At 63.0% G+C, this 19,223-nt stretch carries 24 protein-coding genes and 1 tRNA gene; 8 read left to right on the forward strand and 17 right to left on the reverse strand.

All coding sequences use genetic code 11. The features are described from left to right. Positions 1-17 precede the first annotated feature (17 nt). The 3 genes from infA to aat all read right to left on the reverse strand — a co-directional run bounded on the left by infA (position 18) and on the right by aat (position 1,798). Positions 18-236 carry a translation initiation factor IF-1 gene (infA, locus tag DN387_RS21770; RefSeq protein WP_002553999.1) on the reverse strand — a complete coding sequence of 73 codons (219 nt, stop codon included), beginning with the start codon at positions 234-236 and terminating at the stop codon, positions 18-20. A 101-nt stretch (positions 237-337) separates the two neighbouring features. Beyond that, entirely contained in the window at positions 338-1,045 is a 708-nt protein-coding gene (locus DN387_RS21775) for an arginyltransferase (protein ID WP_043860851.1), read from the reverse strand. A 75-nt stretch (positions 1,046-1,120) separates the two neighbouring features. Beyond that, positions 1,121-1,798 carry a leucyl/phenylalanyl-tRNA--protein transferase gene (gene aat, locus DN387_RS21780; protein WP_054915100.1) on the reverse strand — a complete coding sequence of 226 codons (678 nt, stop codon included), beginning with the start codon at positions 1,796-1,798 and terminating at the stop codon, positions 1,121-1,123. A gap of 341 nt (positions 1,799-2,139) precedes the next feature. Between aat and ftsK the strand changes: the two genes are divergently transcribed. The 6 genes from ftsK (at position 2,140) to cysG (ending at position 9,634) form a co-directional block, all read left to right on the forward strand. After that, positions 2,140-4,545, forward strand: a complete 2,406-nt coding sequence (gene ftsK / locus DN387_RS21785) for a DNA translocase FtsK (protein ID WP_043860849.1) — start codon at positions 2,140-2,142, stop codon at positions 4,543-4,545. A gap of 65 nt (positions 4,546-4,610) precedes the next feature. After that, positions 4,611-5,234, forward strand: a complete 624-nt coding sequence (lolA, locus tag DN387_RS21790) for an outer membrane lipoprotein chaperone LolA (protein ID WP_043860848.1) — start codon at positions 4,611-4,613, stop codon at positions 5,232-5,234. 19 nt (positions 5,235-5,253) lie between these two features. Continuing rightward, a complete protein-coding gene (locus tag DN387_RS21795) occupies positions 5,254-6,579 on the forward strand; it encodes a replication-associated recombination protein A (RefSeq protein ID WP_043860847.1) in 1,326 nt (441 codons plus the stop codon). After that, a complete protein-coding gene (gene crcB, locus DN387_RS21800; protein WP_043860846.1) occupies positions 6,576-6,950 on the forward strand; it encodes a fluoride efflux transporter CrcB in 375 nt (124 codons plus the stop codon). The genes DN387_RS21795 and crcB overlap by 4 nt, the downstream gene beginning before the upstream one ends. Before the next feature lie 17 nt (positions 6,951-6,967). Then, a complete protein-coding gene (gene serS / locus DN387_RS21805; RefSeq protein ID WP_054915099.1) occupies positions 6,968-8,248 on the forward strand; it encodes a serine--tRNA ligase in 1,281 nt (426 codons plus the stop codon). Next, positions 8,249-9,634, forward strand: coding sequence for a siroheme synthase CysG (cysG, locus tag DN387_RS21810; RefSeq protein WP_043860844.1), 1,386 nt, complete (start codon positions 8,249-8,251; stop codon positions 9,632-9,634). A 92-nt stretch (positions 9,635-9,726) separates the two neighbouring features. Here cysG and DN387_RS21815 read toward each other — a convergent pair whose 3' ends face one another. From DN387_RS21815 to DN387_RS21850, 8 genes are all read right to left on the reverse strand, one after another. Beyond that, complete coding sequence (locus tag DN387_RS21815; protein ID WP_054915098.1) at positions 9,727-10,695, reverse strand: glutathione S-transferase family protein; 969 nt, start codon at positions 10,693-10,695, stop codon at positions 9,727-9,729. 108 nt (positions 10,696-10,803) lie between these two features. After that, on the reverse strand, positions 10,804-11,799 hold the full coding sequence (locus DN387_RS21820; protein ID WP_054915097.1) for a glycosyl transferase family protein: 996 nt from the start codon (positions 11,797-11,799) through the stop codon (positions 10,804-10,806). Then, on the reverse strand, positions 11,796-12,131 hold the full coding sequence (locus tag DN387_RS21825; RefSeq protein WP_043860841.1) for a TusE/DsrC/DsvC family sulfur relay protein: 336 nt from the start codon (positions 12,129-12,131) through the stop codon (positions 11,796-11,798). Before DN387_RS21825 ends, DN387_RS21820 begins: the two co-directional genes overlap by 4 nt. After that, on the reverse strand, positions 12,128-12,424 hold the full coding sequence (gene tusB / locus DN387_RS21830; RefSeq protein ID WP_043860840.1) for a sulfurtransferase complex subunit TusB: 297 nt from the start codon (positions 12,422-12,424) through the stop codon (positions 12,128-12,130). Before tusB ends, DN387_RS21825 begins: the two co-directional genes overlap by 4 nt. Then, complete coding sequence (gene tusC / locus DN387_RS21835; RefSeq protein ID WP_043860839.1) at positions 12,424-12,783, reverse strand: sulfurtransferase complex subunit TusC; 360 nt, start codon at positions 12,781-12,783, stop codon at positions 12,424-12,426. The genes tusB and tusC overlap by 1 nt, the downstream gene beginning before the upstream one ends. Position 12,784: 1 nt before the next feature. Next, on the reverse strand, positions 12,785-13,177 hold the full coding sequence (gene tusD, locus DN387_RS21840; protein ID WP_043860838.1) for a sulfurtransferase complex subunit TusD: 393 nt from the start codon (positions 13,175-13,177) through the stop codon (positions 12,785-12,787). Between the two features lie 93 nt (positions 13,178-13,270). Beyond that, complete coding sequence (locus DN387_RS21845) at positions 13,271-14,641, reverse strand: nucleobase:cation symporter-2 family protein (RefSeq protein WP_043860837.1); 1,371 nt, start codon at positions 14,639-14,641, stop codon at positions 13,271-13,273. Between the two features lie 218 nt (positions 14,642-14,859). Further along, complete coding sequence (locus DN387_RS21850; protein WP_043860836.1) at positions 14,860-15,531, reverse strand: Bax inhibitor-1/YccA family protein; 672 nt, start codon at positions 15,529-15,531, stop codon at positions 14,860-14,862. A gap of 121 nt (positions 15,532-15,652) precedes the next feature. On the opposite strand from DN387_RS21850, the gene DN387_RS21855 reads away from it, so the two are divergent. Next, positions 15,653-15,740, forward strand: a tRNA-Ser gene (locus tag DN387_RS21855). A 111-nt stretch (positions 15,741-15,851) separates the two neighbouring features. Here the strand turns inward: DN387_RS21855 and DN387_RS21860 are convergent. From DN387_RS21860 to DN387_RS21880, 5 genes are all read right to left on the reverse strand, one after another. Beyond that, positions 15,852-16,913 (reverse strand): tyrosine-type recombinase/integrase, encoded by a 1,062-nt coding sequence (locus DN387_RS21860; RefSeq protein ID WP_254506302.1) that lies wholly within the window; start codon positions 16,911-16,913, stop codon positions 15,852-15,854. A 1-nt stretch (position 16,914) separates the two neighbouring features. Then, entirely contained in the window at positions 16,915-17,157 is a 243-nt protein-coding gene (locus tag DN387_RS21865; protein ID WP_081315162.1) for a DUF4224 domain-containing protein, read from the reverse strand. Positions 17,158-17,236: 79 nt separating this feature from the next. Further along, the gene (locus tag DN387_RS21870) at positions 17,237-17,722 is read right to left on the reverse strand and encodes a class I SAM-dependent methyltransferase (RefSeq protein ID WP_229589442.1); all 486 of its coding nucleotides are present in this window, start codon (positions 17,720-17,722) and stop codon (positions 17,237-17,239) included. Positions 17,723-17,765: 43 nt separating this feature from the next. Then, complete coding sequence (locus DN387_RS21875; RefSeq protein ID WP_254506304.1) at positions 17,766-18,152, reverse strand: phage protein NinX family protein; 387 nt, start codon at positions 18,150-18,152, stop codon at positions 17,766-17,768. Then, positions 18,149-18,475 (reverse strand): hypothetical protein, encoded by a 327-nt coding sequence (locus tag DN387_RS21880; protein WP_058541205.1) that lies wholly within the window; start codon positions 18,473-18,475, stop codon positions 18,149-18,151. The genes DN387_RS21875 and DN387_RS21880 overlap by 4 nt, the downstream gene beginning before the upstream one ends. A 183-nt stretch (positions 18,476-18,658) precedes the next feature. Here DN387_RS21880 and DN387_RS21885 point away from each other — a divergent pair, with 183 nt between their 5' ends. Continuing rightward, entirely contained in the window at positions 18,659-18,955 is a 297-nt protein-coding gene (locus DN387_RS21885) for a hypothetical protein (protein WP_116054764.1), read from the forward strand. A gap of 3 nt (positions 18,956-18,958) precedes the next feature. Here the strand turns inward: DN387_RS21885 and DN387_RS21890 are convergent. Further along, on the reverse strand, positions 18,959-19,223 hold a 265-nt coding region (locus DN387_RS21890), incomplete at its 5' end, for a hypothetical protein (RefSeq protein ID WP_254506306.1).

A 19,223-nucleotide genomic window follows, 5' to 3' on the forward strand; every position in this document is an offset into this window, starting at 1 on the left:
GTTCTTGTGTGTAGCGTTTAGCGGGCGCGGTAGGTGATGCGCCCTTTGCTCAGGTCATAAGGCGTCAGTTCGACGCGGACCTTGTCGCCGGTGAGAATACGGATGTAGTTCTTGCGCATCTTGCCGGAGATATGCGCGGTAACGACGTGCCCATTTTCCAACTCCACGCGGAACATGGTGTTGGGCAGGGTGTCGACGACAGTGCCTTCCATTTCGAAGCTGTCTTCTTTCGACATGCAGTAAAGCCCTCGGTGTCCAGTTGCCGGCCCGGTGCAACTGCGCCAGGCTAAAAAGTGGCGTGCATTGTGCCCGAAAAATGGGGTTCAAGCCAAGGGTTTCAGTTAAGCGTGACCCATCGTTGATTGATCAGCAGCTCGATGGGGCGGTACTGGGTCTTGTAATTCATCTTTTTGCAGTTCTTGATCCAGTACCCGAGATAGACCGCTTCAAGCCCCAGGCGCAGGGTTTCGCTGATCTGCCAGAGGATCGCGAAACGTCCCAGGCTGCGCCGTTCTTCCTGGGGTTCGTAGAAGGTGTACACCGCCGATACGCCGTTGGGCAGCAGGTCGGTGACCGCCACCGCCAGCAGCTTGCCGTCCAGGCGAAACTCGTAGAAGCGTGAAAACGGCAGGTCGCGGACCAGGAAGGTGGAGAACTGGTCGCGGCTGGGCGGGTACATGTCGCCGTCGGCATGGCGCTGCTCGATGTAGCGGCGGTACAGCTCGAAGTATTCTTCGTTGAACCGAGGGCGTGCGGGGGTCACCACCAGGTCGGCGTTGCGCTTGATGATGCGCTTCTGTTGGCGATTGGGCGTAAAGCGAGCCGCCGGAATGCGCGCAGGTACGCACGCATTGCAGTTCTGGCAATGCGGGCGGTACAGGTGGTCGCCGCTGCGACGAAAGCCCATTTCCGACAGGTCTGCGTAGACGTTGGCGTCCATTGGCTGGCTCGGGTCGAGAAACAGCGTGGTGGCTTGCTCGTCTGGCAGGTAGCTGCAGGCATGGGGTTGAGTGGCATAAAACTTCAACCGCGCCAGCTCTGTCATGATCAACCCCTCGGGAGGTGCGTTTGGATTAAGTGTAAGCCAGCTGTGAAAACTCGCCTAGCAAACGCCAGGACGTCAGGCCCAGCTGACGTTGGCCGGCTGGTCGAGGTAGTTGCGCAGGTACTCGGCAAAGGCGCTGCGGGCGATGGCGCGGGCGCCGAGGCTGTGCAGGTGGTTGGTGGGCATCTGGCAGTCGATGAGCACGAAGCCGGCCGCCTTGAGGTGTTCCACCAGGTGCACGAAGCCCACCTTGGAGGCGTTGTCGGCGCGGCTGAACATCGATTCGCCAAAGAACAGGCGGCCCATGGCCAGGCCGTAGAGCCCGCCCACCAGCTCGCCGTTTTCGCGCACTTCCACCGAGTGGGCGAAGCCCTGCTGGTGCAGCGTGAGGTAGGCAGCTTGCATGGGGGCGGTGATCCAGGTGCCGTCGGCATAGTCGCGAGGCGCCGCACAGGCACTGATCACGCTGGCAAAGTCCTGGTCGAAGCTGACGTGATAGCGGCCCTGGCGAATGACCTTGCGCAGCGAGCGCGACACGTGCAGCTCGTCCGGGAACAACACGGTGCGCGGGTCGGGCGACCACCACAGGATCGGCTGGCCCTCCTGGTACCAGGGGAAGCAGCCATGGCGATAGGCCTGCACCAGGCGCTCGGCACTCAGGTCGCCGCCGGCGGCGAGCAGGCCGTTGGGTTCGTGCAGGGCCTTTTCCAGGGGCGGGAAGTCCAGGTTGTTGCGGCTCAGCCAGGTCAGCATGGAGGTGGGTCGCCGTGCGGTGGAGGAGGGGAGGGGAAGGATCGCCGCAAAAGGCTTCGTCGGCAAGGCCGGCGCCTGCCGTTGCCCCGCCGGCGTTGGCGGGCGGCGCAACTTAACCTGCACTATGCTGTCCCAACTACGCAAAAACCCCGCATAAGCCTTTGTCACAAAAGAGAATGCGTGCTCAAATTGCCGTATAGGAAATTGGCCCCCGTTTACGCCTCGTTCCGGCGTGCCGTCATGGCGGCAGGCGGGCAGTAATGTTAAAAGTAGTGGTTTGTTGACCCGGTCGCCCGGTCGACCCCTGTTGGACGCGCATTGAGCGCAGGAATAGACGCGTTTTGAAGAAATCCACCGCAACACCCAACCCCGAGCCGATCTGGCGCCAGCAGCTGCACTACCGGCTCAAGGAAGGTGCGCTGATCGCCATGGGCGCGCTGTGCCTGTACCTGTGGATGGCCCTGCTCACCTACGACCAGGCCGACCCGGGCTTCAGCCATACCAGCAATGTCGAGCAGGTGCAGAACGCCGCCGGTCGCGCCGGGGCGTTCTTTGCCGACGTGTTGTTCATGGTGCTGGGCTATTTCGCCTATATCTTCCCGTTGCTGCTGGCGATCAAGACCTGGCAGATCTTCCGCGAACGTCATCAGCCCTGGCAGTGGAGCGGCTGGCTGTTCTCCTGGCGTTTGATCGGCCTGGTGTTCCTGGTGCTGTCGGGCGCCGCGCTGGCGCATATCCATTTCCATTCGGCCCCGAGCCTGCCGGCCTCGGCGGGCGGCGCGCTGGGCGAAAGTCTGGGTGACCTGGCCAAGAACGCGCTGAACGTGCAGGGCAGCACCCTGATGTTCATCGCGCTGTTCCTGTTCGGCCTGACCGTGTTCACCGACCTGTCGTGGTTCAAGGTGATGGACATCACCGGGAAGATCACCCTTGACCTGTTCGAACTGTTCCAGGGCGCGGCCAACCGCTGGTGGGCCGGGCGCAACGAGCGCAAGCGCCTGGTTGCCCAACTGCGTGAAGTCGACGAGCAGGTGCACGACGTGGTGGCGCCTGTGGTGCCCGACCGCCGCGAGCAGCTCAAGGCCAAGGAACGCATCATCGAGCGCGATACCGCGCTGAGCAAGCATGTGGCCGAACGCGAGCAGCATGTGCCACCGGTGATCATGCCGGCGCCGGCCAAGGCGCCAGAGCCGAGCAAGCGCGTGCAGAAGGAAAAGCAGGCGCCGTTGTTCGTGGACAGCGCCATCGAAGGCACGCTGCCACCGATTTCGATTCTCGACCCGGCCGAGAAGAAGAAGGTCAACTATTCGCCAGAGTCCCTGGCGGGCGTGGGCCATCTGCTGGAAATCAAGCTCAAGGAGTTCGGGGTTGAAGTGTCGGTGGACTCGATCCACCCCGGCCCTGTGATCACCCGCTACGAAATCCAGCCGGCCGCCGGGGTCAAGGTCAGCCGCATCGCCAACCTGGCCAAGGACCTGGCGCGCTCGCTGGCGGTAACCAGCGTGCGCGTGGTCGAAGTGATCCCGGGCAAGACCACGGTGGGTATCGAGATCCCCAACGAAGACCGCCAGATCGTGCGCTTCTCCGAGGTGCTGTCGTCGCCGCAGTATGACGAGGCCAAGTCGCCTGTGACCATGGCCCTGGGGCACGATATCGGCGGCAAGCCGGTGATCACCGACCTGGCCAAGATGCCGCACCTGCTGGTGGCCGGTACCACAGGTTCCGGTAAATCGGTGGGCGTGAACGCGATGATCCTGTCGATCCTGTTCAAGTCCGGCCCCGAAGACGCCAAATTGATCATGATCGACCCGAAGATGCTCGAGCTGTCGATCTACGAAGGCATCCCGCACCTGCTGTGCCCGGTGGTCACCGACATGAAGGACGCCGCCAATGCCCTGCGCTGGAGCGTGGCCGAGATGGAGCGCCGCTACAAGCTGATGGCGGCCATGGGCGTGCGCAACCTGGCCGGCTTCAACCGCAAGATCAAGGACGCCGAAGAGGCGGGCGAGCCGATCTACGACCCGATGTTCAAGCGCGAAAGCATGGATGACGTGCCGCCGCTGCTCAAGACCCTGCCGACCATCGTGGTGGTGGTGGACGAATTCGCCGACATGATGATGATCGTCGGCAAGAAGGTCGAAGAACTGATCGCCCGTATCGCGCAGAAGGCGCGGGCTGCCGGTATCCACCTGATCCTGGCCACCCAGCGTCCGTCGGTGGACGTGATCACCGGCCTGATCAAGGCCAACATCCCGACCCGCATGGCGTTCCAGGTATCGAGCAAGATCGACTCGCGCACCATCATCGACCAGGGCGGCGCCGAACAACTGCTGGGCCATGGTGACATGCTGTACATGCCGCCGGGCACCAGCCTGCCGATTCGCGTGCACGGCGCCTTCGTGTCCGACGAAGAGGTTCACCGCGTGGTCGAGGCCTGGAAGCTGCGCGGCGCCCCGGACTACAACGACGACATCCTCAGCGGTGTCGAAGAGGCCGGCAGCGGCTTCGATGGGGGCGGTGGTGGTGGCGGTGACGATGACGCCGAAACCGACGCGCTGTACGACGAGGCCGTGCAGTTCGTGCTCGAAAGCCGTCGTGCCTCCATTTCCGCGGTACAGCGCAAGCTCAAGATCGGCTACAACCGCGCCGCCCGCATGATCGAGGCGATGGAAATGGCCGGTGTGGTCACTGCCATGAACACCAACGGTTCGCGTGAAGTGATTGCGCCCGGACCGATGCGCGACTGATGATTCCTTATCTGCCGGCGGCCATTGACGGACGCCGGCCCACCCCTACTGCAACGAGGATTTCCATGCGCCTGATTCGCATGCTGTTGGTTTCCGCCATGGCCCTGTCCAGCGCTTCGGTTTTCGCCGCAGAGGCGGACGTCAAAAGCCTGACCCAATTGCTGGAGACGTCCAAGACCATTTCTGCCGGTTTCTCGCAACTGACCCTCGATGGCAGCGGCACCCAGTTGCAGGAAACCACCGGTCAGATGGCGGTACAGCGCCCTGGTCTGTTCTACTGGCACACCGATGCGCCTGCCGAGCAGGTGGTGGTGTCGGACGGCAAGAAGGTGACCCTGTGGGACCCGGACCTGGAGCAGGCGACCATCAAGAAGCTCGACGAGCGTCTGACCGAAACGCCGGCCTTGCTGTTGTCGGGTGATATCTCGAAAATCAGCCAGAGCTTCGATATCACCTCCAAGCAACAGGGTGACGTGATCGATTTCACGCTCAAGCCCAAAACCAAGGACACCCTGTTCGACTCGCTGCGCCTGTCCTTCCGCAAGGGGCTGGTGAACGATATGCAACTGATCGACAGCGTCGGCCAGCGCACCAATATCCTGTTCAGCGGGGTCAAGGCCAATGAGCCGATCCCGGCGAGCAAATTCAAGTTCGTCGTGCCTGAAGGCGCCGACGTGATTCAAGAGTAAAGAGGTCAAGCCCGCGTCCATGGACCTGTTTCGAAGTGACCCTGTTGCCCAGCCCTTGGCCGCGCGCCTGCGCCCGGCCAACCTGGACGAATACGTCGGCCAGCAGCACCTGCTGGCGCGCGGCAAGCCGCTGCGCGAGGCACTGGAGCAGGGCGCGCTGCACTCGATGATCTTCTGGGGCCCGCCCGGGGTGGGCAAGACCACCCTGGCGCGTTTGCTGGCACAGTTCTGCGAGGCGCACTTCGAGACCGTCTCGGCCGTACTGGCCGGGGTCAAGGAGATCCGCCAGGCGGTGGAGATCGCCAAGCAGCAGGCCGCCCAGTACGGGCGGCGCACCATCCTGTTCGTCGACGAAGTGCACCGCTTCAACAAGTCGCAGCAGGACGCCTTTCTGCCGTATGTGGAAGACGGCACGCTGATCTTCATCGGCGCCACCACCGAAAACCCCTCGTTCGAACTCAACAACGCCCTGCTGTCGCGGGCGCGCGTATATGTGCTCAAGAGCCTGGACGAAGCCGCGTTGCACCGCCTGGTGGAGCGCGCACTGACCGAGGAGCGCGGCCTGGGCAAGCGCAACCTGAGCCTGGGCGACGAAGCCTTCAAGATGCTGCTGGCTGCCGCCGATGGCGATGGCCGGCGCCTGCTCAACCTGCTGGAGAATGCCTCGGACCTGGCCGAAGACGGCAGCGAGATCGGGGTGGAGCTGCTGCAAAGCCTGCTTGGCGATACCCGTCGACGTTTCGACAAGGGCGGCGAGGCCTTCTACGACCAGATTTCCGCATTGCACAAGTCGGTGCGTGGCTCCAACCCCGATGGGGCGCTGTACTGGTTCGCACGCATGCTCGATGGCGGCTGCGACCCGTTGTACCTGGCGCGGCGCGTGGTGCGCATGGCCAGCGAAGACATCGGCAACGCCGACCCGCGTGCGCTGAGCCTGTGTCTGGCCGCGTGGGACGTGCAGGAGCGCCTGGGCAGCCCCGAGGGCGAGCTGGCGGTGGCCCAGGCCATTACGTACCTGGCCTGTGCACCCAAGAGCAACGCGGTGTACATGGGCTTCAAGACCGCCCTGCGCGAAGCCGCCGAGCATGGTTCGCTGGAAGTGCCGCTGCACCTGCGCAACGCACCCACCAAGCTGATGAAGCAACTGGGCTACGGCGACGAGTACCGTTATGCCCACGACGAGCCCGATGCCTATGCGGCGGGCGAAGACTACTTTCCCGACGACCTCGCGCCGCGCCAGTACTACCAGCCGGTGCCTCGCGGCCTGGAACTGAAGATCGGCGAGAAGCTGCGCCACCTGGCCGAACTCGATCGCCTGAGCCCGCGCCAGCGGAGGAAGCCATGATTGCCCTGGTGGCCGCAGTCAGCGCCGGGGGCATTGCCGGCACGCTGCTGCGCTTTGCCGCGGGAAATTGGGTCAATGCCCACTGGCCACGCCACTTCTATCTCGGTACGCTGGCGGTCAACCTGATTGGCTGCCTGCTGATCGGCTTGCTCTACGGGCTGTTTCTGCATCGCCCGCTGGTGCCGGTCGAGCTGCGCGCAGGCCTGATCGTCGGCTTCCTTGGCGGCCTGACGACCTTTTCATCCTTTTCCATGGACACCGTACGCCTGCTCGAAAGCGGGCAAGCGCCCCTGGCGTTCGGCTATGCCAGCCTCAGTGTAGTGGGTGGCCTGCTCGCCACCTGGGCCGGTTTGTCCTTGACCAAATTCTGAACCAGCGAGAAAACGATATGCTCGATTCCCAACTGTTACGCGGCCAACTTCAGGAAGTGGCGGATCGCCTGGCTTCCCGTGGCTTCAGCCTGGATGTCGCGCGCATCGAAGCACTTGAAGAGCGCCGCAAGTCTGTGCAGACCCGCACCGAACAGCTGCAGGCCGAGCGTAACGCCCGTTCCAAATCCATCGGCCAGGCCAAGGCCAAGGGTGAGGACATTGCCCCGCTGATGGCCGACGTCGAGCGCATGGCCAACGAACTGGCTGCCGGCAAGGTGGAGCTGGAAGGTATCCGCGAAGAGCTGGACGCTATCCTGCTGACCATCCCCAACCTGCCGGACGCCAGCGTACCGGTGGGCGCCGATGAAGACGACAACGTCGAAGTGCGCCGCTGGGGCACCCCGCGCAGCTTCGATTTTGCGATCCAGGACCACGTCGCCCTGGGCGAGCGCAACGGCTACCTCGACTTCGAGACCGCAGCCAAGCTGTCGGGTGCGCGGTTTGCCCTGCTGCGCGGCCCGATCGCCCGTCTGCACCGTGCCCTGGCGCAGTTCATGATCAACCTGCACACCGCCGAGCATGGCTACGAGGAAGCCTACACCCCGTACCTGGTACAGGCCCCGGCGCTGCAAGGTACCGGCCAGCTGCCCAAGTTCGAGGAAGACCTGTTCAAGATCAGCCGCGAAGGCGAGGCCGACTTCTACCTGATCCCGACGGCCGAAGTGTCGCTGACCAACATCGTGGCCGGCGAAATCGTCGATGCCAAGCAACTGCCGATCAAGTTCGTCGCCCACACCCCGTGCTTTCGTAGCGAAGCCGGTGCGTCGGGTCGCGATACCCGCGGCATGATCCGCCAGCACCAGTTCGACAAGGTCGAGATGGTCCAGGTGGTCGAGCCGGGCAAGTCGATGGAAGCCCTCGAAGGCCTGACTGCCAACGCCGAGCGCGTGCTGCAACTGCTGGAGCTGCCTTACCGCGTACTGTCGCTGTGCACCGGCGACATGGGCTTCAGTGCCGTGAAGACCTACGACCTGGAAGTGTGGGTGCCGAGCCAGGACAAGTACCGCGAAATTTCCTCGTGCTCCAACTGCGGCGACTTCCAGGCGCGCCGCATGCAGGCCCGCTGGCGCAACCCGGAAACCGGCAAGCCGGAGCTGGTGCATACCCTCAACGGCTCGGGCCTGGCTGTAGGCCGTACCCTGGTGGCAGTGTTGGAGAACTACCAGCAGGCTGATGGCAGCATCCGTGTACCGGAAGTGCTCAAGCCTTACATGGGTGGCCTGGAGATCATCGGTTAAATGGAGTTCCTGCCGCTGTTCCACAACCTGCGGGGCAGCCAGGTGCTGGTCGTGGGTGGAGGCGAGATTGCCTTGCGCAAGTCTCGCCTGCTGGCCGATGCAGGTGCCGTGCTGCGGGTGGTTGCCCCTGAAATCGAGGGGCAGCTGGCCGAACTGGCACGCTCCAGTGGCGGCCAGACCCTGGCCCGCGGCTATCACGAAAGCGACCTCGACGGTTGCCAACTGATCATCGCCGCCACCGACGACCAGGCGCTCAACGCCCAGGTATCGGCCGATGCGCGCCAGCGCTGTGTGCCGGTCAACGTGGTGGATGCGCCGGCCTTGTGCACGGTGATCTTCCCGGCGATCGTCGACCGTTCGCCACTGGTGGTAGCGGTGTCCAGCGGCGGCGATGCGCCGGTGCTGGCACGCCTGATCCGCGCCAAGCTGGAAACCTGGATTCCTGCCGCCTATGGCGAACTGGCCGGCCTGGCCGCGCGCTTTCGCCATCGGGTCAAGGAGCTGTACCCCGACGTGAACCAGCGTCGTGGGTTCTGGGAAGACGTGTTCCAGGGCCCGATTGCCGAGCGCCAGCTGGCCGGGCAGGGCGCCGAAGCCGAACGCCTGCTGCAGGCCAAGGTGGACGGCGCGCTGCCGCAGACCTCGGGTGAGGTGTACCTGGTGGGGGCGGGGCCGGGTGATCCGGACTTGCTGACCTTCCGTGCGCTGCGCCTGATGCAGCAGGCCGATGTGGTGCTGTACGACCGCCTGGTGGCGCCCGCCATCATCGAGTTGTGCCGGCGCGACGCCGAGCGCATCTACGTGGGCAAGCGCCGCGCCGATCACAGTGTGCCGCAGGACCAGATCAACCAGCTGCTGGTGACCCTGGCCAAGCAAGGCAAGCGCGTGCTGCGCCTCAAGGGCGGCGATCCGTTCATCTTCGGCCGGGGTGGCGAGGAGATCGAAGAGCTGGCCGAGCATGGCATACCCTTCCAGGTGGTGCCGGGCATCACTGCGGCCAGCGGCTGCTCGGCGTATGCCGGCATCCCGCTGACCCATCGCGATTATGCCCAGTCGGTGCGCTTCGTGACCGGCCACCTCAAGGACGGTACCAGCAACCTGCCGTGGAATGACCTGGTGGCGCCTGCGCAGACCCTGGTGTTCTACATGGGGCTGGTGGGCTTGCCGACCATCTGTGCCGAGCTGATTCGTCACGGTCGTGCGGCTAGTACGCCGGCGGCGCTGGTGCAGCAGGGCACTACCACCAACCAGCGGGTGTTTACCGGCACCCTGGCCGACCTGCCGCAACTGGTGGCGGAGCATGAAGTGCATGCGCCGACGCTGGTGATCGTGGGCGAGGTGGTGCAGCTTCGCGAGAAGCTGGCATGGTTCGAAGGGGCTCAGTAACAACAGCTTCGCCAGCAAGGCTGGCTCCTGCAGGTACACGCGACCCACTGCAGGGGCCAGCCTTGCTGGCGAAGGGCCCCTTCAACCCCTGATCAAAAACTGGTCTTGTCCCAAATCCCCCGGCCCACCAGCCGCTCCCGATCATGTCGCGCCGCAAAGTCCTGCAATGGCCCCTTGGGCACGATCCCGTTCGGGTTGATGGTTTTGTGGCTCATGTAATAGTGATGCTGGATATGCTCCATGTTCACCGTCTCGGCCACTCCCGGCCACTGGTACAGCTCCCTCAGCCAGTTCGACAGGTTCGGATAATCGGCGATGCGCCGCAGGTTGCACTTGAAGTGCCCGTGATACACCGCATCGAACCGAATCAGCGTGGTGAACAGCCGCCAGTCAGCTTCGGTCAGGTATTCGCCGGCCAGGTAGCGCTGGTCGTTCAGTAGCTTTTCCAGTGCATCCAGCTCGGCAAACAGCTCGTCGAACGCCTGCTCGTAGGCTTTTTGCGTAGTCGCAAAGCCTGCGCGGTACACGCCGTTGTTCACGGCAGGGTAGATCCGCTCGTTCAGTGCATCGATGCTTGCGCGCAGCGGCTCGGGGTAAAGGTCCAGGCGATTGCTGGTCAGCCCGTCGAAGGCTGTGTTGAAGATACGGATGATCTCTGCCGACTCGTTGTTGACGATGCGTTGTTCCTGCTTGTCCCACAGCACCGGCACCGTGACCCGGCCGGTGTAATGCGGGTCGTCGCGGGTGTAGCGCTGATGCAGGAATTCAAGCTGGTCGAGCTTGTCGCCCGTCGAACCCAGGGCTGCGTCGAAGGTCCAGCCGTTCTCGCCCATCAGCCAGCTGACCACCGACACGTCGATCAGCTTGTCCAGGCCCTTGAGCGTGCGAAAGATCAGCGTGCGGTGCGCCCAGGGGCAGGCCAGCGACACATACAGGTGATAGCGCCCGGCGTCGGCTGCGGGCAGCTGATTGCGCCGCTGCGCGTTCTCGCGCTGGAAGGTGCCGTCTTTGCTGCTTTCATACCACTGGTCATGCCAGCGGCCATCGATCAACAGGCCCATGGTGGTCTCCTTGGCGATTCGTTCAACTTGGAGCCCAGTGTACGGGCTCAAGTTCGAACCAATGGCGCAAAGCATCGGCCTGTTTGATCGAAAACCTCGATCAATCGCCTAGCTCAGGCGTTGATCCCACCAGTGCTGCGCCTGCGTGAAGGCGTCCTCTCGGGTTTGCCCCAAGCCGCGTAGCGCCAGCGCCATGCTCGATACAAGAGCCAGTTCACCGTAGCTGTCGCGGGCCTCGCCGCGCCATACCGCCAGCAGGTGCTGCAGGTCGAGGCTGGCCGGCTTCACATGGCGCTGGGCCGACAGCTGCGGCCATTCTTCATCCCAGTCTTGGCCATGGGCAGTGCCGTACAGGTGGCTGGTGGCATCCGGATTGATCTCGATCTCACCGCCGTCACCCTTGACCACAATCGCCGTATCGCCCAGCAGCCGACTGGCTTCGCGGTGTACGGCCTGGTAGCCGGGGTGGAAGATACTCTGCAGGCCGCACCGCGCCCCCAGCGGGTTGAGCACCCGTGCCAGGGAGTGAATGGGCGAGCGCAGCCCCAGGGTGTTGCGCAGGTCGATCATGTGCTGCAGGCGCGGCGCCCAGTCCTGCAGGGGGATGAACGCGATGCAGTGCTCGTCCAGGGCACTGGCGACGCTGGCCCAGTCGCGGCACAGCGGGATCTGCACCTGTTCCAGCACCTGCTCGGTATACAGGCGCCCGGCGGTGTGAGCGCCGCCGCCGTGCAGCAGGATGCGCACGCCGTTTTTCGCAAGGCACTTGGCCGCCAGCAGAAACCACGGCAGGTGGCGCTTCTTGCCCGCATAGCTCGGCCAGTCCAGGTCGACCGCGATGGGCGGTGCCTGTACACGCTGGCGCACGGCTTCGGTGAAGCCAGCCAGCTCCTCGGGGCTCTCCTCCTTGTGACGCAGCAGCATCAGGAAGGCGCCCAGCTGCGTCTGCTCGACCTTGCCGTCCAGCAGCATGCCCATGGCCTCGCGGGCTTCTTCCCGGGTCAGGCCGCGGGCGCCGCGTTTGCCTTTGCCCAAAATGCGCACGAACTGAGCGAAGGGGTGTTCGGCGGGCGTTTCGAGGGTGAGCGGGGTAGGGGCAGTCATATGCAGTTGGTCGGCTTTGGCAGGCCCGCGAGCTTCGCGGCAAGTTTGGCGGGGGTGCCGTTGAACAGGCGGTTCAGGTGCAGGCTGTTGCCTTTGTCCGGGCCCAGCTTCAAGGCGGTGTACTTGATCAGCGGGCGCGTGGCCGGCGACAGCTCGAACTCCTGGTAGAACTGGCGCAGCAGCTCCAGTACCTCCCAGTGTTCGGGAGTCAGTTCCAGGCCTTCGCGCTCGGCCAGGGCTTGTGCCACGGGCTTTGACCAGTCCTTCAGGTCGACCAGGAAGCCGTCCTTGTCCAGGGCAATGTCGCGGTTGTCGAGGCTCAGGGTGCTCATAGCCAGCTGTTGACCTTGTCGTGGTCCAGCGACAGCTGCACGAACGCCGGGTAGTCGATGGCCCGGGCCGCGTCGCTGGAGATACCGCGGGCTTGCAGGTCTTCTTCCAGCGCAAACAGCCTTGCGCCCAGGTTGGCTTGTTGCAGCGCCTTCAGCGGCTCGCTGCCGGGCTGCAGCGCGTACACCGCGTCGCCGCACAGCAGCAGGCCGTCGTTGCTGCCCAGCAGGCGCAGACAACTGCTCAGGCGATTATCGCCGAAGGGCGAGTGGGAAATGACGTGCAGGGTGCTCATCAGAGGGTTACCACCTGGTCAAAACGGTCGATCAGGGCTGCCAGTGCAGCGTCGTCGAGTACCTCGACGTCCAGTGTCAGGTGTTCAGCGTCCAGGCCGCGCTCGAGCAGGCTGCGGGCGTCGGCGAACAGGGCCTCCACGCCGAACATCGGCAGCGCCTGGAGGTTGGCCGCCAGGTTCTTCTGTTGCAGCTGTGCCGGTTGCTGTGCAGGTGCCAGCTGAAACACGCCGTCATCCAGAAACAGCATGCCCAGCGGCAAGTCGAAGGCGCCGCCGGCCAGGGCGATATCCAGTGCCTCGCGGGCCGACGGGCCGGCCCAGGGGGCCTGGCGGCTGATAATCAGCAATGACTTGGCCATTTCAGTCGCCTCCAAAGCAGACCAGGCGGTCGGCGGTTTGTGCAGCCTCGTGCAACTGACCCAGGCCCGACAGCTCCCACGGCGCGGGCAGGTTCACGGCAGGGCGCTGATAACGCTGGGCTTCTTCGGCGTTCAACACGCCACGGCGCAGGGCGGCGGCGATGCACACCACCGCATCGAGCTGGTGCTCGGTGACGAAGGCACGCCATTGCGCCGGCACGTCCAGCTCATCCTGCGGCGCGACCACGTTGGCCGAGGCGCTGTGCACGCCATCCTGATAGAAAAACAGCCGCACGATCTCGTGCCCGCTGGCCAGGGCAGCCTGGGCGAACAGCAGTGCACGGCGCGAGGAGGGCGCATGGCCGGGGGAAAATACCGCGAGGGCGAACTTCATGGCAGGCTCTGTCAGCAAAACTGCGCCCATGATAAAGCAAAAAGCCCGCGCCTTGTGGGCGCGGGCCTGGTTGGGGCAGCTTGGCAAGCGGCCTCAGTTCTGCGCTTTGGACTCGGGCAGGAACCAGTTCAGCACCAGCGCACAGATGCCGCCGGTCGCCACGCCAGACTCCAGCACATTGCGCAGTGCCGATGGCATGTGCGCCAGGAATTCCGGCACCTGCGCCACGCCCAGGCCCAGCGCCAGGGACACCGCGATGATCAGCAGGGCGCGACGGTCCAGGCTGATGCTGGCCAGAATGTTGATACCCGAGGCCGCTACGGCACCGAACATCACCATCGCAGCGCCACCCAGCACCGGCTCCGGCACCGCCTGGATCACCCCGGCCACGCTTGGGAACAGCCCCAGAATCACCAGCATTGCGGCAATCCAGATACCGATATGGCGGCTGGCGATACCGGTCAGCTGGATCACGCCGTTGTTCTGCGCGAACACCGAGCTGGGGAAGGTGTTGAATACACCGGCCAGCAGCGAGTTGGCGCCGTTGACCAGCACGCCGCCCTTGATGCGTTGCATCCACAGCGGGCCTTCGACCGGCTGGCGCGATACCTTGCTGGTGGCGGTAACGTCGCCGATGGCTTCCAGCGAAGTCACGAGGTAGATCACCAGCATCGGAATGAACAGCGCCCAGGAGAAACTCAGGCCGAAGTGCAATGGCACCGGCACCTGGAATACGGCGGCTTCATGCATGCCGGTGAAGTCCAGGCGGCCCAGGTAGCCGGCCAGTGCGTAGCCGACGGCCAGCGCGATCACGATCGCGCAACTGCGCATCCACACCACCGGGATGCGGTTGAGTACCACGATGATGGCCAGCACCACGCCGGACAGCAGCAGGTTTTCGCCGTTGGCGAAGGTACCGTTGGCCATGGCGCCGAAGCCGCCGCCCATGCTGATCAGGCCCACCTTGATCAGCGTGAGGCCGATCATCAGCACTACTATGCCGGTGACCAGGGGGGTGATCAGGCGTTTCACGAACGGCAGAATGCGCGAAATGCCCATCTCAACGAACGAGCCGGCAATCACCACACCAAAGATCGCCGCCATCACGCCTTCTACCGGGGTACCTTGCTTGACCATCAGTGCGCCGCCGGCGATCAGCGGGCCAACGAAGTTGAAGCTGGTGCCTTGCACGATCAACAGCCCGGCGCCGAAGGGCCCGAAGCGTCGGCATTGCACGAAGGTGGCGATCCCGGAGATCACCAGCGACATCGACACGATCAGGTTGGTATCGCGGGCCGATACGCCGAGTGCCTGGCAGATCAGCAGGCCGGGGGTAACGATGGGCACGATGATCGCTAGCAGGTGCTGCAGGGCAGCGAGCAGGGCGATCAGCGGCCGGGGCCGGTCTTCCAGGCCTAGAACCAGTTCATTGGCCTGTTCGGGCGCTTGTTCGAGTGAGCTCATGGGTGTTGCTGCCCCGGGCAGAAAAAAAGGAGCGCATTCTACGGCGCGCGCGGGGATTGGGGTAGTCCAGTTTGCCAGCATTATCTGGCGCTACAGCCCGCAGGGCGTAGGAGTCGGCCTTGCCAGTGAACGAGCGCGAAGCCAGCGCCCCTCAAACGCCACCCACAAAAAAGCCCGCCGAAGCGGGCTTTTTCAACACTCAACCAACCAAGCTCGGATCAGTCATCCCGACCCATCAGCCCGAACAGTTGCAGCAGGCTGACGAACAGGTTGTAGATCGATACATACAGGCTGATGGTCGCCATGATGTAGTTACGCTCACCGCCGTGGATGATTGCGCTGGTCTGGAACAGGATGCACACCGACGAGAACAGCACGAAACCTGCGCTGATCGCCAGTTGCAGGCCGCTGATCTGGAAGAAGAAGCTTGCCAGCACAGCGCCCAGCAGCACGAAGAAGCCTGCGGTGATGAAGCCGCCCAGGAAGCTCATGTCCTTGCGGGTGATCAGCACGTAGGCCGACAGACCACCGAATACCAGTGCGGTCATGGCGAATGCCGAGCTGACCACTTCAGCGCCGCCGGCCATGCCCAGGTAGCGGTTGAGGATAGGGCCGAGCAGGAAGCCCATGAAACCGGTCAGCGCGAAGGTGGACACCAGGCCCCATACCGAATCACGCAGCTTGTTGGTGAGGAAGAACAGGCCGTAGAAGCCGATCAGCACCACGAAAATGTTCGGGTAGCCGACGCGCATCTGTTGGGCTACATAGGCCATGACACCACTGAAAGCGAGGGTGATGGCCAGCAGGCCATAGGTGTTGCGCAGGACGCGGCTGACCTCTTGCTGTTCGACCTGCAGGCCGTGGTTGACGGCGTAATCCTGTTCGCGCATGGCGACACTCCTGTGGGTTTGAAACGTTCAGATGCAAAGATCATAACAGAGGCACGCAGACCAGCCACCTAGAGAGTTTGACAGCTTGTTTCATTTCGGTATTATGGCGCCCGCAATACGAGGAAGCGTGGCCGAGTGGTTTAAGGCAACGGTCTTGAAAACCGTCGATGGGCAACTATCCTAGAGTTCGAATCTCTACGCTTCCGCCACATTCAAAGCCCTGATTAGTCAGGGCTTTTTGCGTTTTTGGGGCATAGTAAAACCACCCATGGGAGCACCCTCGGGAATGGTTTGTTTCGGAAGCGCTTCCGATACTTTCCTTATTTGGTCGGTTTCGCCAGCGCCCCGACGCGGCGATAAACCCGCTCAGTAATGTCGCCCTTGGTATGGCCCAGCAGCAGACTGGCGTGGTCGATATCGGTGATTTCGGAAGCCGCCTTCGGACGGATATCGCGGAACTGGAACTGCCCGATCCGGCCGGCCAGCACCTGGTCGCCGCCGGCGACTGCCTCCTTCACCGCTTCCTCTCTGGCGTCATCCCAACGATGACGGAGCATGGGCGCCGTCACCCGTTTGCCGTTGTCGGTTAGCAGCAGGTATGGCGACCCATGCGAAGCGTTGCGCTCCATAATCTTCCTGATTAGGGCGCCCAGGCTGCTCTCCACGCCATCGACCTCCAGCATGATCCGCAGCTTCTTTTGGGTCTTCTTCTGCTTCACGCCGAGCGTGTTGCCCTCGATGTCGTCCCGCCTCATCACCAGCACGTCCGCCGGACGCTGGCCCGTCAGATACGCCAAGTCCATGGCGTCCTTGAGTTCACTCACTGCTTTCGCATATACCGCGCTCCAGATTGCGTCATTGGCATAGAAGTCTCGCGGTAGCTCCTTGTTCTTGCGCACGCCCTGGCACGGGTTCTCGTTGGTGGTGAGGCCCCATTCCCGGGCGATGTTGAAGATGTGCGACAGGGTGGCGATCTCGCGGTTCGCTCTTACCGGCGCCGTCCTAGCATCGCGATACTTCGCCACATGAGCAGGCGTGATCCCGTCGATTGGCGCCTTTTCGAAGTAATTGCGCAGCTGGCGTATCTCGGCCAGGTTGTCTTTCTGGGTGCGCGCCGCCTTCTTCGGGATTATGTCGCGCTCGTACCGATCGAAGATCGCGCCCATGGTGACCAGGTCCTTCGGTTTTTCTTTCGCCTCCAGTTCAGCCCACTTCAGCCGGGCAAGGCTCAAGTCGGTGCCCAGCGGTATTTCCTTCCCATCCTTATCGCGGTAGTAGTAGCTGATCCAAGCCTTTCCCGGGTTCTTCTTGCTCTTGCTGGTGCGCTTGCGCCGGTAAACACCCGGCGGCAAGTCCCTGTTCTCGGTGCTCCTAGGGCGCATTTCACCTCACCTTTGAAATGTCTGGTGTCCATGCGGGGGTAGCGGGTGGAGGCGGCGCAATCGGCACCACTTCAAGCGTCACACCCAGCTTCATGCGGACGTAGTGGCGACCAACCAGCGGTCTGCCGCTTCGGGTTTCAACAAACACCCAGCCTCGCTCTTCGAGCCAGCGGCGCTGATAGCCCCTGGCTTTGTAGCCGGTCAGTTCGGCCAGCTCTTCATCCGAAAGAATTTCGGTTTCCATGGGTAGGCTCCAAGCCGCAGATTGGCGGCAATAGCTCTCCATGCCCGCGCATGTCGGCGGGCTTGAGTTGTAGGGGGGGTTAGGCTGAAGCGGGGCGCTTCATGAAGGTGATCCAGTGCGTCTTTTCGCGCTTGCCGGACTTGTGGCCAAACAGGGGCTTTTCATCGGTGAGGGCCAACAGTTCGCTGACCAGCACCTGGGTTTCGTTCCACTTGAAGATCAGGATTCCTTCAGGTTCCAGTACCCTGAAACACTCGGCGAACCCCTGCCGGATGTCTTCGCGCCAGTCGCTGGTGAGCAGACCGTACTTGGCGCGCATCCAACTGTCGACACCGGCGCGGGTGAGGTGCGGCGGATCGAACACCACCAGGCGGAAGGCCGAATCCTCGAAGGGCAACTGCCGGAAGTCCATCAGCACATCCGGCTCAACCTTGAGCACCCGGCCGTCGCAGAGCAGGTGCTCCTCGTCGCGGATGTCGCCGAACAAAGCGCGCTGGTCTTGCTTGTCGAACCACATCATGCGGCTGGCGCTGCACGGATCGAGTACTTTGGCTGCGGCGCTCATCGCGGCCCCCTGTAGATCAGGTAGGCCATATAGGCGAGGGCGATCATGGCATCAGCTCCTTCGGCACCTGGACTGTCCAGCCGGTGATTTTGGTTATGACGGCTCTGCAGATGGCGACGAGTGGAGTCGGGCCCATCAGCCAGTCGGTGGGCTCATTCGGCCGGCTGGGGTAGGCCGTCCAGCCACCCCGCACTGGGCCATCGCCGATCTGATGCTTTGTCTTCAGCGGCCCTCCAAGCACCCAGTTCTCTTGCGGGTTGTACCGCTCGCAGCGTTCGGTTGCTTCGCCGCGGTAGTAGACGAACACCCTGATCGGTGCGCCGTAGTGCGGCTTTGCCACATGCACATCCAGCCCCTCGGCCTTGGCGACCGCCCAGGCCAACTGCTCGCCCACCAGGTCGGCCGTCTTCAGTTCGATCAGGTCGGTCATGGCGTCACCACTCTACGACCCCACCAGCACACCGGACCGTCGTCGGTGTCGTGGATTGCCAGGCAGAACCAGCCATCACCATCGGGCCGGTAGGGTTCCCAGTAGCTGCAGTCCGGGTCGTGGCTTTCGAAGTACCTGTCAGCTATAGCCTCGTCGGCGTATTCCAGGCTGACCTTGCCGACCTCCAGGCCCTGCTCAGCAATCCAGGCCTTGCACTTGTCGCCATCACCCTCGTCGAAGTCGGGTAGGTCCGGGTGCTGGAACATTCCGTATTCGTCGCGCACGACCGGCGCTGGCTGAATCAGTTTGATTTCTTCAGGCATGACTCTCTCCTGCCGCAGGCCGCAGCAAATGATTGAAGTTGTACGTTTATTTGTAGTTGTACAGGTTATGTAGAAGTTACTTAGCCGGTCGTCTGAAATACAAAAAAGAGCTCCCTAACAGGCTGGCCAGACTCACCATTTTGAATACGATCAAGTGCTAACAACCGGAAAAAGGAGTCCGAAATGAGACATCGTGGGGAGTGTTACTGGGCGTGGGCGGATCCTCGATTGCACACCAGAACTCACGACGAAATGCTCGACGACGGTACAACCATCGACGTTCAAGTGAGGCTGTCGAGGACGGGCGCCACACAAATGTTTATCGGTGTGTATGCGGCATGTGGTGTGGCCATTCTCGAAGAGGCTTACGATTCACGCCCGCAAGAATCAATGACACGCGCCTTGGCATGGGGCGTAGGTAGAGCTCGCCGCATTGCAGTTGAGCAGGAACCAGCTCGGGCAGTTGCGAAGCAGGCCTAAATCTCAAGGGGTGCGAACCCACCAACTCTGGGCGTAAGCAACGCCTTCGATGATCTCGATTCCTGTGAACGTCGCGCCCAGAGTGGACATACCAGTCATGACTGCTTCATACAAGGGTGGCAAATCAGGCTCGCCCGGGTGAACTTTAAGGATCGACGCCGAGTTCGAAGCCCGACCCAGCGGCGCGAACTCATCCAGGCGCAAATGCACGTCACCGCGGATCGGGTTGAATGCGCGGATCTCTTTCTGGCTACGCGGCACGCCGCGC

It is taken from the genome of Pseudomonas sp. FBF18 (assembly GCF_024261405.1).
GTDB lineage: Bacteria > Pseudomonadota > Gammaproteobacteria > Pseudomonadales > Pseudomonadaceae > Aquipseudomonas > Aquipseudomonas palmensis.